14 protein-coding genes are annotated in these 15,398 nt (G+C 48.2%); 9 read left to right on the forward strand and 5 right to left on the reverse strand.

Features of this window, described 5'->3' with window-relative positions; translation table 11 throughout:
- Positions 1-116: 116 nt before the first annotated feature.
- The 6 genes from ACLHR0_RS21075 (at position 117) to ACLHR0_RS21100 (ending at position 6,144) form a co-directional block, all read left to right on the forward strand.
- Entirely contained in the window at positions 117-2,480 is a 2,364-nt protein-coding gene (locus ACLHR0_RS21075) for an ABC transporter permease (protein ID WP_436489267.1), read from the forward strand.
- A gap of 96 nt (positions 2,481-2,576) precedes the next feature.
- Positions 2,577-2,789, forward strand: coding sequence for a hypothetical protein (locus tag ACLHR0_RS21080; protein WP_370907647.1), 213 nt, complete (start codon positions 2,577-2,579; stop codon positions 2,787-2,789).
- 294 nt (positions 2,790-3,083) lie between these two features.
- The gene (locus ACLHR0_RS21085) at positions 3,084-4,034 is read left to right on the forward strand and encodes a hypothetical protein (protein ID WP_436489269.1); all 951 of its coding nucleotides are present in this window, start codon (positions 3,084-3,086) and stop codon (positions 4,032-4,034) included.
- A gap of 77 nt (positions 4,035-4,111) precedes the next feature.
- Positions 4,112-4,489 (forward strand): hypothetical protein, encoded by a 378-nt coding sequence (locus tag ACLHR0_RS21090; RefSeq protein ID WP_436489271.1) that lies wholly within the window; start codon positions 4,112-4,114, stop codon positions 4,487-4,489.
- 47 nt (positions 4,490-4,536) lie between these two features.
- Complete coding sequence (locus ACLHR0_RS21095; protein WP_370907644.1) at positions 4,537-5,628, forward strand: AI-2E family transporter; 1,092 nt, start codon at positions 4,537-4,539, stop codon at positions 5,626-5,628.
- A 33-nt stretch (positions 5,629-5,661) separates the two neighbouring features.
- Entirely contained in the window at positions 5,662-6,144 is a 483-nt protein-coding gene (locus ACLHR0_RS21100; RefSeq protein WP_429063499.1) for a hypothetical protein, read from the forward strand.
- Here ACLHR0_RS21100 and ACLHR0_RS21105 read toward each other — a convergent pair.
- Complete coding sequence (locus ACLHR0_RS21105; RefSeq protein WP_436489274.1) at positions 6,141-7,298, reverse strand: BamA/TamA family outer membrane protein; 1,158 nt, start codon at positions 7,296-7,298, stop codon at positions 6,141-6,143. The genes ACLHR0_RS21100 and ACLHR0_RS21105 overlap by 4 nt on opposite strands.
- Positions 7,299-7,482: 184 nt before the next feature.
- Here ACLHR0_RS21105 and ACLHR0_RS21110 point away from each other — a divergent pair, with 184 nt between their 5' ends.
- Positions 7,483-8,001 (forward strand): GNAT family N-acetyltransferase, encoded by a 519-nt coding sequence (locus ACLHR0_RS21110; protein ID WP_436489275.1) that lies wholly within the window; start codon positions 7,483-7,485, stop codon positions 7,999-8,001.
- Here the strand turns inward: ACLHR0_RS21110 and ACLHR0_RS21115 are convergent.
- On the reverse strand, positions 7,990-8,313 hold the full coding sequence (locus ACLHR0_RS21115) for a hypothetical protein (protein WP_370907640.1): 324 nt from the start codon (positions 8,311-8,313) through the stop codon (positions 7,990-7,992). The genes ACLHR0_RS21110 and ACLHR0_RS21115 overlap by 12 nt on opposite strands.
- A gap of 5 nt (positions 8,314-8,318) precedes the next feature.
- Positions 8,319-9,155 carry a DUF899 domain-containing protein gene (locus ACLHR0_RS21120; protein WP_429049989.1) on the reverse strand — a complete coding sequence of 279 codons (837 nt, stop codon included), beginning with the start codon at positions 9,153-9,155 and terminating at the stop codon, positions 8,319-8,321.
- Between the two features lie 133 nt (positions 9,156-9,288).
- Here ACLHR0_RS21120 and ACLHR0_RS21125 point away from each other — a divergent pair, with 133 nt between their 5' ends.
- On the forward strand, positions 9,289-10,272 hold the full coding sequence (locus ACLHR0_RS21125) for a GlxA family transcriptional regulator (RefSeq protein ID WP_429049988.1): 984 nt from the start codon (positions 9,289-9,291) through the stop codon (positions 10,270-10,272).
- A 3-nt stretch (positions 10,273-10,275) separates the two neighbouring features.
- On the opposite strand, the gene ACLHR0_RS21130 is transcribed toward ACLHR0_RS21125, so the two are convergent.
- Positions 10,276-12,645: an ABC transporter permease gene (locus ACLHR0_RS21130; RefSeq protein WP_436489278.1), complete on the reverse strand. Its 2,370-nt coding sequence runs from the start codon at positions 12,643-12,645 to the stop codon at positions 10,276-10,278.
- A gap of 186 nt (positions 12,646-12,831) precedes the next feature.
- Between ACLHR0_RS21130 and ACLHR0_RS21135 the strand changes: the two genes are divergently transcribed.
- Entirely contained in the window at positions 12,832-14,706 is a 1,875-nt protein-coding gene (locus ACLHR0_RS21135; RefSeq protein ID WP_436489280.1) for a M1 family metallopeptidase, read from the forward strand.
- 31 nt (positions 14,707-14,737) lie between these two features.
- Here the strand turns inward: ACLHR0_RS21135 and ACLHR0_RS21140 are convergent, their stop codons facing one another.
- On the reverse strand, positions 14,738-15,397 hold the full coding sequence (locus ACLHR0_RS21140; RefSeq protein ID WP_429049982.1) for a response regulator: 660 nt from the start codon (positions 15,395-15,397) through the stop codon (positions 14,738-14,740).
- Between the last annotated feature and the right edge of the window lies 1 nt (position 15,398).

Consider the following 15,398-nt stretch of genomic DNA (forward strand, 5'->3'; position numbering starts at 1 on the left):
TGCTGTATCAAAAGCGGACATATTATTTAAAAAATAACTTTTTAAACTATTGGAACGTATGTAACTTTTGGTATGGCATGTTTTTTCAACAGGTGCTGTAACTGATACTGACTATCATGATAAGCAACTACTTCAGGATTGCATGGCGCAACCTTGTCCGCAATAAAGCATTTTCTTTTATCAATATCCTGGGACTGGCGCTCGGACTGGCCTGCAGCCTCCTCATGATCCTGTGGGTACAGGATGAAAAAAGCATGGATGGATTTCATGCCAACAGCGATAAACTATACCAGGTATATGTGCGCCAGTCGTCCGGTGGCAAAGTGAACGCCGGCTATCTCACACAGGGGCCGCTGGCGGCAGAACTGAAAAAGGAAGTGCCCGAAGTAGAATACTCCAGCGGCTTCGAGGTTTTTCTGCCAGTAACATTACGCGTAGATGATAAAGTAATGAAGATCACCGGCGCCTATGCAGGCGCTGATTTTTTGCAGATGTTCAGCTACCCGGTATTACAGGGCACAAAAGCATCTGCCATCGATAAACCAGGCACCATCGCTATCTCCAAACACCTCGCGGAATTATTTTTTGGCAGCCCGGAACAGGCGCTGGGGAAAACACTGCGTTATGAAGACACGGTAAGTCTTTCTGTTACTGCAGTGTACGAGGTGCCGGCCAATTCATCACAACAATTTGAGTACCTCCGCAACTGGGAAGATTTTACCAGGGACAATGCCTGGGCAAGAAATTGGGGCAGCTTTAACCCGCTGACGTATATCCGTCTCCGTGACAATGCCGATGCAGGTAAAGTAGCCGCCAAAATAAAAGACTTCGTTTATAATTATCAGCAACGCAACAACGATTCCTATACTGAACTGGGTTTACAGCCTTACAGCGAAAAATACCTGCACGGTGTATTCAGCAACGGCATACCTGATGGCGGGCGTATTGAATACGTGCGCCTCTTTACCCTGCTGGCCATATTCATTATGCTCATTGCCTGCATCAATTTTATGAACCTCGCGACGGCGCGGTCGGTAAAAAGAGCAAAGGAAGTAGGCGTGAGAAAAGTAGTAGGCGCCCTGCGCTCTTCCCTTATCATCCAGTTTATCGGAGAAGCCATGCTGCTGGCATTTTTTTCACTGGTTATTGCCCTGTTGGTAGTGATATTACTGCTGCCCGCGTTTAACCAGCTCAGTGGAAAACAATTGGCATTACCCGTTTCACAACCAGTATTCTGGGGTACTTTACTGGGCCTCACGGTACTCACCGGCTTCGTGGCCGGTAGCTACCCGGCCTTGTTCCTGTCGTCCCTGAACCCGGTACGGGTGCTTAAAGGCAGCCTTAAATTTGGCTCCGGCGCTACCAATTTCCGGAAGGGCCTGGTGGTGTTTCAATTCACCCTGTCCATCCTGTTAATGATAGGCATGTTTGTGATTTACCGCCAAATGGATTACGTGCAAACAAAGAACCTGGGCTACAACCGGCAGAACCTTATCTATATTCCTATCGAAGGCGAATTGATTTCCAAATACGATGTATTCAGGGAAGCGGCAACCAACCTGCCCGGCGTGCTGGCTATTTCTAAAATGAAAGAGTCGCCAACGGTGATAGAACATCATAAAGGAGGTATCAGCTGGTCAGGGAAAGACCCCAATGATGACGCCTCTTTTGCGGATGCGGCAGTGGGATACGACTTTATAAAAACCATGGGTCTCACCTTACTGGAGGGCCGCGACTTTTCCCGTGCATTCGGGAATGACTCAGGGAGTTATATCCTGAATGAAAGCGCCGTGAAAAGGATTGGTTACCAGCATCCGGTAGGACAGCCATTCACACTCGGAAATGTTCCCGGTACCATCGTGGGCGTGCTCAAGGATTTCCACTTCAACTCCATGCACGACGCCATAGAGCCGCTGGTAATCCGCCTGGATGAAAAACCTAAGTGGGGCAATATCCTGGTAAGGGTCGCCGGGGGTAAAACAACACCGGTGCTGGCCGGACTGGCAGGGATCTGCAAAAACTTAAATCCTAACTTCCCCTTTACTTACCAGTTCTCCGATGAAGAATATACCAAGCTTTATAAAAGTGAACAGATGGTAAGTCAGCTGTGCAACTACTTTGCCTGTCTCGCTGTATTCATTTCCTGTCTCGGCTTATTCGGACTGGCCATGTTCACCGCCGCGCAACGTACTAAAGAAATAGGCGTGAGAAAAGTGCTCGGCGCTTCCGAATCCAGTATTTTCCTGTTGCTGTCGACCGGTTTCCTGAAGCCGGTATTTATAGGAATGCTCATTGCCTTCCCGCTTGCCTGGTATACCATGAACCAATGGCTGAATCACTTCGCGTATAAAGTAAACCTCGATTGGTGGATCTTTGGCGGGGCTGGGCTCATCACCATCATAGTGGCTTTAGTCACGGTCAGCTTCCAAAGCATCCGGGCGGCGGCCATGAATCCCGTGAAAAGCCTGAAAATGGAATAATCCTACTTATTGGGGTGCTATTTCCCCATTATACCGCTAAAAATGCTGCCACAGCAATGGCATGTGGATTGCCGGTATATTCATAAACGCAACATTATGAAAGTACTTGGCATCATCCTCATTATTGCTGGTATTGCAATGATCGTTATCAGGGGCTTCTCTGTTCAAACAGAAAAGAAAGTGGTAGACATTGGTCCTGTTGAAATTAATAAGAAAGAAAACAGATGGATAGGCTGGCCCACTTATGCCGGCGGTATCGTAGCCATTGTAGGTGTGGTACTGGTGGTATCGGGTAAACGGAGAGACTGATCAATAACAATAACGACTATATGCAGAAATGAGCGCCTCCCCCGGGCGCTCATTTCTGCATTTGGGGTACGCCTGCCAAAAAAGTGTGGTAATTCATCGTAATCAGATAAAAAAGTATGCTTTTATGCTAACTCCCTGCAATAATTTTATACTATCGCCGGCGAAATATCGAAACCCTTTTTATTCAACATTTACAGCAACACAATAACTCCCTGTATGCGCTGCATCAACAGGTAAAGGAACCTTTATGTCTGCATAGCATTTCCCGTCTTTTCAACCATAAAAATTCCACTAATGAACAAACAAACAATCACCCGGAACTACATGATTACAGGAACATTAATGCTGCTGCTATTGGCAGCCTGCTCCCGCAAAGAAGCGGCAGTAACACCGGAAACGACTCCGCGCCCGGTAACCACCGAACTAACTAACGGTATTGGGAATGGCGTAAACCTGCAGCCTTCCTACTACAACGGCGGCAATGTAAACTTCGCATGGGCGCTGATGAAACAGCAAACAAAGATCAAAACCGTGCGCATTGAAATTGAACCAACCGTAAGTATTACGTTGGCGAAATCCTGGATTCAGCAGGCAAAGAACAACGGCTTTGCGGTGATCGCCACTTATCACAAAGCGAGTGTATTGGGAAGCGACAATGCCAGCGAACTTACTGCGGCCGCCAACTGGTGGAAGAATAACTACGCTGCATTGAGCCAGGCGGGATCATTTACTGTAAACCTGATGAATGAATGGGGCAGTCATAACATCAGTTCCAATGCCTACGCTGCTGCGTATAATTCCGCTATTGCGCTGGTACGGCAGGTATACAGCGGAGCTATTATTATTGATATTCCCGGCTGGGGACAGGAAACCCGTACCGCCGCCGAAGCCGTTAAGGGAACGAATGGTACCAAAATAAATGATGTGAACATTATCCTGTCTACACACATTTATCCCGGCGCCTGGAACCAGGGCAGAAACCGTACCCTCATCAATGCTGATCTCGATGAAATGGCTACTTCCGGACGCCCTTGTATGGTAGGGGAGTTCGGCACCGGCTCCGGCAGCGCCAACTGGTCCGGCTTAACGAATTATGCCAAATCCAAAGGATGGACTGTATTGGGATGGGCATGGAATGGCGATGGTGGCAGTCTGAATATGGTTACACCCTCCTGGGCCACTAATCCCACCGCTACTTCTTTCAGTACCAATAGTTACTTCACTACTATTTACAGCCTGCTGTAAATAACAACAGGTTTTCAATATCTACAGCCGGCCCCGTGGCCGGCTTATTTGTTATATTGCAGGATAAAACCTGGAAGATGTCGACATCCCTGTTGGATCAAAGCAAGGATCCGCTGCTCAAAACTTTCATTGCCGGTAGATCAGATCCCGCATTGATGCTGTTGCAGCACTTTGTCTCACAATATGAAAAACTGGGAAAGATATACCTGTATCCCACCAAATCTATGATGGGTATCGGTTTTGGCGATAGGCGGGTAGCATGGATCACACAGTTGGGAAAGAATTTTGTGCACATCGTATTCCCTTTTGAAAAGGCGTATCCCGACAATTTATGCTTCCAGAAAATTGCGCAGGTACCGGGCGATAACCGGCAGTTTAATCATCATTTCCGTATGTATCTCCCGGAAGATATTAATGAAGAAATACAACAGTTTATGCGCCTGTCGCTGTTATAACCGGTTTTAAGTATATTTAGGAAGAAACCTGTATAAAATACTGTCATATGAATCACCACCGCCCTGCCTCTAAAAATATGATTGAATCCATCCTGGTGCTGTTGCTGTTGCTGGCTTTGCTGCTGGCACTGTATGATGTGTTGCGGCTGTTTTTTGGTATTCTCACATTTGCACTGATCTTTTCCGTTTCTTTCCATCACCTGTTTGAGCGCATGGTTGTTTGGTTCAAAGGCCGCCGTAAACTGGCCGCCACCATATATGCGGTGGCGTTAGTTGCCATCATTGCCCTGCCGGTTACTTATTTCATTGCCGCGCTGAGTTCACATATCCGGGAAGCATTGCACTGGATTGGTAACGTGAAGGAAAACGGATTGCCGGCGCTGCCCGAATGGGTGGTTACCATGCCATATGTTGGCAGCGATATCGTGGACTTCTGGGAGCATTTGCAGGAAAGTCCCCGCGAAACTTTGTCCACCAGCGTACATGAACAACAGGTAAGAGTGGTGCTGCATCATATTATCACCAGCGGCGCAGGTATTCTCGGTGCAGCCGGCCAACTCATACTCGGCATCATTATATCTGCATTTTTCCTGGTAAGCGGTGAAAAAGCAGTACGGCCTATCAGGGCTACTGCACAGCACCTGCTGGGACGTAAAGATGGCGCCGATCTGTTGAACGCTACCACGATGGCCATCAAGGGCGTGTCTATCGGTGTAATGGGTACGGCTTTCATCACAGCGGTGGTGGCGTTTATCGGGCTTAAAATTGCAGGCATCCCCTTTGCGCTTGGCTTGTCCGCGTTTATCTTTTTCCTGGTAGTGATCCAGATAGGCCCGCTCGTGGTTTGGATCCCATTAACCATCTGGATGGCTACACAAGGTCATCCCGGTATGACGCTCTTCCTGGCTATTTACGGTACCGGCATCCTGATAGGGGAAGCCATCCTGAAACCCCTGCTCATCGCTAAAAGCGGCAAACTGCCTTTCCTGGTATTATTCCTCGGTGTAATTGGCGGTATGGCTGCATGGGGATTCACCGGCATGTTCAAGGGCGCTATCATTGTAGCCGTATTCTATACCGTATTTAATTCCTGGCTGTTGCGTAAAGACGCCGCCCACGCTTCACATGCTGCGGAATAGGTAGTATCTTCGCCCACAAGCACCAGATGAATTATGAAAGCGGCAAGTATCAGCGATATAAAAAAAGAATTAACTACCCTGCCTCCGGCAGAGCTGTCGGCCCTGTGTTTGCGGCTGGCCAAATTCAAGAACGATAACAAGGAACTGCTTACCTACCTGCTGTTTGAAGCCCACAACGAAGAAGGGTACATCGCCGCCGTGAAAGAAGAAATCGACAAAGGGTTTATTGAAATGGCCGGTGATAAATTATACCACGCCAAAAAAAGGCTGAGGAAAATCCTGCGGATAACGAACAAGCATATACGATATACTGGTTCCAAAACCGCCGAAGTAGAACTACTGATCTATTTCTGTACAAAAATGAAACTGTCCGGTTTATTATCTTCCTATAGTGTTCAGTTAAATAACCTCTACGAACAACAGGTGAAAAAGATCACCAAAATAGTGTCTGCACTGCATGAAGACCTGCAGTATGATTATCTCCGGCAGCTGAAACGGCTTACAGGCGAGGACTAAAATGCTTCAGCAAAATTAATATAAAAGCCCTGCCAGTTGCCCGGCCCGAAACCCATATCAAACCGCAGGTTGGTATTGTTCTTCGAGTCCACCCTTATCCGCAACCCCAGGCCATAGCTGAGATGGAATCCTTCCAGCGACAGATCACTATAGCTATCTGCTACCCGGCCGGTGCCCACCCATGCAGCCGCGCCAAAAATATTCCATATAGGCGCACGGTACTCCACCTGTGCATCTACCAGCACGTTATCCCGGTAAGCGCCCATATAGTAGCCCCGCATTTTACTATCGCCACCCATCTGGGCCAACTCATAAAATGGTACATCCCCGTTGGTAAATGTAGTAGTAGCCTGTAAGGCCACCACATGTTTCAGCCAGGGATTGAAGTACTTGCGGAGGTCAATATCCACCCGGGTAAACTGGTATACACTTCCCAGGAAATCGGGGTGCCAGATCACAGTGCCAATGGCATAAGCGCCTTTATAGGGATTATAGCGGTTATCACGGCTGTCGTACGCGGTGCTCAGCCCAATACCTGTGCTGAAGCCACCTTCCAGGCCAGGATAGTTTTCCTTTACCAGGAAACTGTTACTGTCGGGCTTCACACTAAAATAATCCGATACGGTAACGGCTACACCGCCATAGAAATTTTTAAACCACTGCCGCAAAGCGGTAGCGGAAAACTGGAACCGGCTGTATTCTACTTCCTGTATGCTGTCTTTCGAAATATCATTTCCGATCCCGTAAATATATTCCGGTTGTTTTTTATAATTAACATAGCTCATGATCACATACCTGTTTTCTTTTAAGATCATTTCGGTAGATACAGACGCGTTAATCCTGCCGTTGCTGGAAATAGTGAACACTTCCGATAATTTGGAGGGTTTTGAAACGGTATCTTTCCTGGAGAAATGTAACAGGTTATATTTGGCCAGCCCGAAAATATGCCCGGCCTCTGTAGTGTAGGAGTAGAGCGGCACCGGGATGATCTTGAACAGTGCTTCGGCCTTTTTATTAAATTGATCGAACTTCGATATTTTCTTTTGCGTGGTATCCGCCGGGATGTGTGAAGTATCTGCTTGCGCCAGGCCCAACGAATAACTGCATAACAACAGCATCGTTATGAGTATGGGGCGATATGGCGCAGTAAGCATGCAGTATACGTTTACAGGATGATACAGCAAGACCACCGCTATAAGCCGGTGGTCTTGTTGTATTTATTAAACGCACCATTCGTGGCTTTTGTTCAATAAACCGGTTAAATCAGGTTTGTTGCCTTCACAGGAAAATTTTATTTTGGAGGGTGTTGATGAATTAAAGAGGCTTTAAAATGAAGGCATGAAAATTCTATTTGAAACGCCGCGGCTGCAGGTCCGCACTTTTGCCGCTACAGATGACGCATTCGTCCTGGAATTGCTGAACACGCCCTCCTGGCTGCAATACATCGGCGACCGGCAGATCCGGACCCTTGCAGATGCACAACGCTATATCATGAATAACCTGTTGAAGCTATACGTCGAACAAGGCTATGGCGCATGGGTAGTAGTGCTGAAAGAAACAGGGAATCCTATTGGTATCTGCGGGTTATTTAAGAGAAAGTACCTTGATCAGCCCGACCTGGGATTTGCTTTTTTACCGGCCTTTGAAGGCCTGGGGTATGCTTACGAAGCGGCTACCGGTACCATTACCTATTCCCGGCAGCAATTGCCGTTTCCAAGGCTGTTTGCCATTACCCAACCGGATAATCACCGGTCGGTTCGTTTATTGGAGCGGTCTGGATTTACCCGGCAGGGCACCATCCTTCCACCCGGAGAAGCGGAAGAACTGATGTTATTTGATCTTGAATTAGGAAGCTGACTGCCGCCGTTTCCGGTAGGCCATCATCCTGCTTCCCGCCAGGTAAAGCAACGACCCCACACACAATACCACCAGTCCTGATCTGAGCCATGTAGCAGCGGTTACAGACAACCCGATTCCTGTACCCAGGGCTACATAGGCAGCGAAACAAATGGGGCACTTTGGCAGCAGTACGAGAGTGATGCCCGGTATCAGCCATCGTACGCCTTTTACAAAGCGTTGCCTCAAAGTAAGCGGACCGGTGGTTTGCGCGGCGGTTGTTTTGCGGGCGCCGCTGCCCGTAGCGGCGCCGCAGGAACAATGTGTTTTCATAATACTTAGTCTTCTGAACAACAGGAACCCGGCGTTTTCTCTTTGTGATACCTGCCGGTATTATCTACATGTCCTTTCTCTTCGTATTTGTCGTGGTGCCGTACCCACGATGTTAAATCGCCACGTTCGTTGATTTCATTACGTCCCAGCGGCGCTATATCCAGGTAGTTGTAAGTAGCGAGCTGTAATTCGCCACCACGGCCATACGTGGAATAGGTGTGATAAATATCGCCTGCTTCATCTTTATAAAAAACGCTGATGCCCTGGAGGTCTTCCAAATGATGCGGCAATCCTTCCACGATATCGTAGTTGTAATACACCTTACCGCTTTCCAGGTCCTCTTTACGGAAAGACACGTGATAGTCGTAGTTGAAATCACTGCTTTCAGAAGATACCCATTTGAAGTGCCAGTCCATACGCTTACGGAAAGCCTCCAGCGCAGGCAACGGTGCGCGTGATATCACTACAACGGACACATCATGATGCTCCAGGTGAGGCAATACGCCGTTAATGGAATCTGCTGCAAATGAGCAACCCACACAACCTTCTTTTTCATGGGGACCAAACATAAAATGCTGGATGATCAGCTGGCTGCGGCCTTCAAAAAGGTCAGAAAGGGTGACCTTACCCTCCGGACCATCAAATACATAGTTCTTCTCTACCTTTTCCCATGGTAATGCCATGCGCTCACGGCTAAGCTCATCCCGCAAACGGGTATATTCCTTTTCTTTTTGCAAAAACTTCTTCCTGGCTTCCAGCCACTCTTCGGAGGATACAACTTTGTGCGGGGGACCGGGTTTAACAGCACTATCTTTAAAACCAGTCGTTACAGGAGTACTCATGATTTTGTGATTTTAATGTCTTACAAATCTCCGGAGTTAATATGTAAATGTAGATGGGTGAATGCGACTTATTTAGGGGGTGATTGTGCCACCGGAAAGTAGTAAATTCGTGTTGTAACAGACACAAACTGCCATGAAGACTGTTTCTTTGCTTATTTATGAAGATGCCATTTTATCTTCCGTATCCAGCGTGATAGATATCCTGCTGGGCGCTAACCGCTTTCTGGTTGGAGCCGGAAAGGAACCTGCCTTTAAACTGGAGCTGGTCAGCGAAAAGATGAAGAATATCCAATTGCACAGCCCTGCGCAGTTTATCTGCTATAAAACCATCGATGAAGTACAACATACGGACCTTATCCTGGCGCCGGCCTTTGAAGGCCCGCCGGATACGGTGCTGGAGAAGAATAAGGCGTTGGTGAACTGGATCCGTAACATGCATGCCAGTGGCACAGAGGTAGCCAGCCTGTGCTTTGGAAGCTATTTCCTGGCCGAAGCAGGACTGCTCACCGGCAAATCCTGTACTTCCCACTGGGCGGCACTCGACGATATGCGCAGGCGCTACCCGGATATCCATATCCTGCCGGATAAGGTAATGACCGACGACGATGGCGTTTATACCAGCGGCGGCGCCTTTATTTCATTGAACCTGGTATTGTACCTGATAGAAAAATTCAGTGGCCGCGACACAAGTATTTGGGTGAGTAAAATGTTTTCGATAGATATGGACCGCTTTAACCAGGCCCATTTCGCCGTGTTCCAGGGACAACGCCGTCATGAAGATGAAGACATCCTCAAAGCGCAGGCCTACATCGAACAAAACTACGATCAGCAGATCTCTGTGGAACAGATCGCCAGCCAGGCTAATATGAGTAAACGTAATTTTGTTCGACGCTTTAAACTCGCCACACACAATACGCCCATGGAATACCTGCAACGCGTAAAAATAGAATCCGCCAAAAAAGAACTGGAGAAAAATGCCATCAATATCAGCACACTGATGTACAATGCCGGGTACAACGACCAGAAAGCATTCCGGCAGATATTTAAACGGTACACCGGTTTAACCCCGCAGGAATACCGTAGAAAGTACTCCCGCGGCGGCGTGGAGATGAATTAAGCATTATTCCGTCCGCAAACTTTTTACAGGATTCATCAGCGCTGCTTTGGCCGACTGGTAACTGACCGTTAGCAGTGTAATGACGATTGTACCGGCGCCAATGGCTATAAAAAGCCAGATCGATACGGGTGTATGATATGCATAGTGATTCAGCCACATCTGCATAAAATACCAGGTAAGGGGAGTAGCCACCAGTAAAGCAATGATCACCGGCTTCACAAAATCTTTCGACAGCAGCAACAAAATACCAGACACCGTAGCGCCCATCACTTTGCGTATCCCGATTTCTTTGGTGCGTTGTTCTGCCATGAAAGCAGCCAGTCCAAGTATACCCAGGCAGGAAATAAAAATCGCAAGCACGGCAAATACAGTGGTCAGCCGCGCAATGCGCTCTTCATCGGAAAACTTCTTCGCATAAACCTCATCTGTAAAAGTAAAATCAAAGGGTCCCTCGGGGTTAAACTTTTTAAATACGCCGGCAATCCCGGTTAATGCCGTCCGCATAGGCATTGCAGGGTTCACGCGAACAGTTAACGCATTATATACGCCGTATTCCAGGCAAAAAACCACCGGCTGCACCGGTGCATATGGCGATTCCATTACCATGTCTTTCACCACGCCAATGATCATGTGCGGCTCACCACCCGCCTGTATAATTTGCCCGATAGGATGTTTAAATCCCGTTAGCTTCACCGCCGCTTCATTTAAGATCAGTGCGCCCGTATCCGTAGGGAAGCTCCTGGAAAAATCGCGGCCCTCTTTTATTTGCCAGCCAATAGTATGGCCGTAATCATGCGATACCGTTACAAAGCCCAAAGGCGCTGCAATACCGGGTACTTTACCTTCCCAACTCAGGTCGTCACTATTGCCGGGATTCTCCGTGGTAGGATGCGACGCCTTCGCCATATCCGCCACCGCACCGCTTTCCAGTAAAGCAGCCCTCAATTCATTGTAAGGCGCACCAAACATTTCAGGGGTGTTCATCGTGAGGTTAATCAATCCCTCCCGGCTGTAGCCCACCGGACGGCTTTTGGCATATTGAATTTGCTGGTACACAATTACAGTACCTATGATCAGGGCAATGGATACGCTGAACTGTACTACCATCAGGGCGTTGCGGGGGAGCAATGAAAAACGGCCCGTAGTAAAACCTCCTTTTAATATTTTTACCGGCTGAAAAGAGGATAAATAAAAAGCAGGATAACTGCCGGCCAGCAGGCCGGTAAACACGGCAAACCCTGTTCCTGCCAACCATAGCACCGGCGCGTCAAATGGGATCGTGATCTGTTTTTCAGTGATCCGGTTAAACAGCGGCAATAAAAGCCACACCATGCCCACCGCCACTATAAAGGATAAAAAGGAGAGCAGCAGCGATTCGGCGAGGAACTGCCGGACAAGACGTCCCCGCGAAGCGCCGATGGCTTTGCGGATACCTGTTTCTTTGGCACGTTTGGCACTCCTGGCGGTAGACAGGTTCATGAAATTGATACAGGCCAGCAGCAACACCAATGCACCTATAACACCAAACAACCACACCAGGCGGATACGCCCGCCGCTTACCTGCCCGTTCTTAAACTCGTTATATAAATGCCATTTGTTCATCGGATGCAGCAACAGCGTTTCCTTGCCCGCCTTTACATGCTGTTGCACAACGCCGCGGATCTTTGCACTGGCCTTATCCATGTCAATGCCCTCATTCAGCTCCACGTATAATTTCCAGTAATGGGTATCCCATTTGGATACTTCCTCTTTCAGCCACGGAATGGTAGTCACGGCCCGGTCCCACGGAAGGAACAGCTGTGTGCCATAAAAAGCCGTGCTTTGCGGGAGATCTTCATACACACCCGCCACCTGCAGATCAGTGCGGTTATCCATGCGGATCGCCTTCCCCATAGGATCGGAACTGCCAAACAGGGAAGTGGCCAGCGACTGGTTAATCAACACTGCGGCGGGCGTTTTCAACGCATCCCTTTTGCCCTGAATCATTTTGAGCGTGAGCATCTCAGGCAAATCCGGGCCTGCCCACACTCCCGATTGCGATAACTTTTTATCACCCACGGCAATCGTATGGGTGAAGTTGGGATAAACAATAGCCACCCGCTTGAAATCGCCTGCATAATTATTCCGGAGTTCATCTGCGAGTGGAATGGCAATAGCTTCACCGGTAGTGGTTTCACCGTTGATGGTTTGTACATCCATTACCTGTGCCAGCCGGTTATGATGATCATGCCAGTGATTAAATGACACTTCATCCCATATCCATAACCCTATCAGCAGCGTAACTGCCATACCGGTAGCCAAACCAATAATATTGATGGCAGTGTAACTTTTATTTTTTATAAGATGACGGAAGGTAAATTTAAACAATTGCATGCAGCCGCTATTTTTAATGGGTGCCGGAAAAATAATGCCGGAACCGGATTCTTTTATAAATAACAAATTTATACTTTTGCAGATATTCTAATGTGTCCGTTTTCAATACAGGCGGCGGCCGGTTTTGAAAACAACCTTTCTCCTTATCTTTCCCTAATTTTAGCGTTTTCAAATTGGCAGATGCGTATGAACAGAATTATCTATAGCCTGCTGTTGCTGATGGGAGTAAACACCATCGCATCAGCACAGGAATTGTATATGCCCCGCAATATTAAACAGGCATATGTGAACGGAACCCGGGACAAAAGCGGCGCACCCGGCAAGTATTACTGGCAGAACAAAGGCGTGTACGATATCCGGCTGGCAGTAAACCCGCCCGACCGTAAAGTAACCGGCAGCGAAACCATCAGCTATGTGAACAACAGCCCCAATGCATTAAAAAACATAGTACTCCGCCTCATCGTTAACCTGCATAAATACCAGGCCCCCCGCTCCGGGTATGTGAGCAAAAACTTTTTAACGGATGGCATCACCATCGATACATTGCTGGTGAATGGCGTGAAGCTAAAAGTTAATAATGATGTAGGCACGCTCTCGTATGTAGTATTGCCAACGCCATTGCAGCCGAAAGACAGCCTACAGCTGCAAATCGCCTGGCACTACGACCTCTCCGTGCAAAGCGGCCGGGAAGGCATGTTGGATAGTACCTCGGTTTTCATGGCCTACGCATATCCCCGCGTATGTGTATACGACGATTACAACGGCTGGGACGGACTGGATCATACCGACCGGGTAGAGTTTTACAGCGACTTCAACGACTACAACGTATCGGTAACTGTACCAAAGAACTTCGTGGTGTGGGGTACCGGCGACCTGCAAAATGCTTCAGAAGTGCTGCAGCCCGGGTTTGCAAAGCGCCTTCAGCAATCTTATACCGCTGATAACGTAATGCACATTGCTACCCTCGATGAAATGCAGCGGAAAGTGGTTACCCGCCAGCACAACACGAACACCTGGAAGTTTAAAGCCAACCACATCGCAGACGTTACCTTTGCGGCAAGCAACCATTATGTATGGGACGCTGCCAGCGTAATCGTGGACAGCAGCACCATGCGCCGCGCCAGCGTACAGGCAGCCTATAACGATACTGCCACAGACTTCCATCACTCGGTAGCGTTTTCGCAAAATGCACTGGGCTGGTTCTCGCACCAATGGCCGGGCGTACCGTATCCGTTTTCGGTAATGACAGCCGTACAAGGCTTTGCAGATATGGAATACCCCATGATGGTAAATGATGGTTCGGCCGGGCACGACCTCAGCTTTGCGCAATTAGTGCAGGACCATGAAATAGCGCATACCTATTTTCCTTTTTATATCGGCATCAACGAAAGCCGCTACGCCTTTATGGATGAAGGCTGGGCCACCACTTTTGAATACCTTATTGGCATTGCGGAAAAAGGGAAGGAGGTAGCCGATAACTTCTACAAAAAATTCAGGGTCACCAAGTATATCTTTGACCCGTCCACGGAAGAAGACCAGCCGATTATTTCCATGTCCAACCAGGTAAGCGGAATGGGCTACAGCAACAACTCCTATGGCAAAGCATCCTTGTCCTACCTCGCGGTAAAAGACCTGCTGGGCGATGAGCGGTTTAAAAAATGCCTGCATGCTTATATGGACAACTGGCATGGCAAACATCCCATCCCCTGGGATTACTTTTATTCCTTCAATACGGCGGCCGGTGAAAACCTCGACTGGTTCTGGAATAACTGGTTCTTCAGTTATAACTACATCGATCTTACTCTATCAGATGTAAAACAAGAGAAGAAAAGTATAAAAGTGAAGATAGATAATACGGGTGGTTTCGCTATCCCGTTTGACGTGATAGCTACTTTTGCCGACGGCAGTACGGCTACCTGGCATCAAACACCCGCTGTGTGGAAAGCCAATACCAAAGCTACTGTGCTGGATCTGGCGGTGAAGAAAGAAGTAACTGCTGTGCGGCTGGAAGGCAACCTGTTCATGGATGCCAATGCAAAAGATAATAGCTGGAAAAAATAATAACAGGAGGGGATCGCATCCCGCGATTCCCTTATTCCTCTTTCAGTAAGCCGTTTATTTTACAGTACTCCACGGCTTCTTCAATACTGTTTACCTGGAACTTGCGCAGGATGTTCATCCGGTGCGCTTCAATGGTGCGGATGCTGATGTTCAGCGATTCAGCAATGTCTTTATTATTGAGTCCCTGGCTGATCATCCGCATGATCTGTTCCTCGCGGCGGGAAAGGGAGATCTCCTGCGTGCCGCTGTTGCCGGGCGTTTGCCTGGCATCAAGATATTTTTTTACGAGAACATCACTGACTTCCCCGATAAAATAATATTTCCCCCGGTGGATGGTGCGGATCGCGCTGAGGAATATCTTATTACTCGTATCTTTCAAAATATAGCCGCTGGCGCCCATTTCAAGGGCTGCTGCTACGTAGTCGGGTTCATCAAAAAGGCTAAAGAAAAGGATCCTGCCACGGGGATTTTTTTCCAGCAGGCGGGTACTGGTTTCCAGTCCGTTCATACCCGGCATGCGGATATCCATGATAATAACATCCGGTTGGATAACGGCTAACCGTTGCAGTGCATCTTCGCCGCTGCTGGCTTCTCCCGTCACTTCCATGTCGGCTTCACTGTTGATGAGCTGTTTAAGACCGTTCCGGAATATTTCATGATCATCTACTAAAAAAACGCCTATTTTTTTCATT

Origin of the sequence: Chitinophaga sp. ARDCPP14, from assembly GCF_051362515.1 — a bacterium.
In the GTDB taxonomy this organism is placed as follows: domain Bacteria; phylum Bacteroidota; class Bacteroidia; order Chitinophagales; family Chitinophagaceae; genus Chitinophaga.

Coding starts and splice junctions, on each gene's coding strand:
- ACLHR0_RS21075 (WP_436489267.1), top strand. CDS start 117: ATGATAAGCAACTACTTCAGGATTGCATGGCGCAACCTTGTCCGCAAT.
- ACLHR0_RS21080 (WP_370907647.1), top strand. CDS start 2,577: ATGAAAGTACTTGGCATCATCCTCATTATTGCTGGTATTGCAATGATC.
- ACLHR0_RS21085 (WP_436489269.1), top strand. CDS start 3,084: ATGAACAAACAAACAATCACCCGGAACTACATGATTACAGGAACATTA.
- ACLHR0_RS21090 (WP_436489271.1), top strand. CDS start 4,112: ATGTCGACATCCCTGTTGGATCAAAGCAAGGATCCGCTGCTCAAAACT.
- ACLHR0_RS21095 (WP_370907644.1), top strand. CDS start 4,537: ATGAATCACCACCGCCCTGCCTCTAAAAATATGATTGAATCCATCCTG.
- ACLHR0_RS21100 (WP_429063499.1), top strand. CDS start 5,662: ATGAAAGCGGCAAGTATCAGCGATATAAAAAAAGAATTAACTACCCTG.
- ACLHR0_RS21105 (WP_436489274.1), bottom strand. CDS start 7,298: ATGCTTACTGCGCCATATCGCCCCATACTCATAACGATGCTGTTGTTA.
- ACLHR0_RS21110 (WP_436489275.1), top strand. CDS start 7,483: ATGAAAATTCTATTTGAAACGCCGCGGCTGCAGGTCCGCACTTTTGCC.
- ACLHR0_RS21115 (WP_370907640.1), bottom strand. CDS start 8,313: ATGAAAACACATTGTTCCTGCGGCGCCGCTACGGGCAGCGGCGCCCGC.
- ACLHR0_RS21120 (WP_429049989.1), bottom strand. CDS start 9,155: ATGAGTACTCCTGTAACGACTGGTTTTAAAGATAGTGCTGTTAAACCC.
- ACLHR0_RS21125 (WP_429049988.1), top strand. CDS start 9,289: ATGAAGACTGTTTCTTTGCTTATTTATGAAGATGCCATTTTATCTTCC.
- ACLHR0_RS21130 (WP_436489278.1), bottom strand. CDS start 12,645: ATGCAATTGTTTAAATTTACCTTCCGTCATCTTATAAAAAATAAAAGT.
- ACLHR0_RS21135 (WP_436489280.1), top strand. CDS start 12,832: ATGAACAGAATTATCTATAGCCTGCTGTTGCTGATGGGAGTAAACACC.
- ACLHR0_RS21140 (WP_429049982.1), bottom strand. CDS start 15,397: ATGAAAAAAATAGGCGTTTTTTTAGTAGATGATCATGAAATATTCCGG.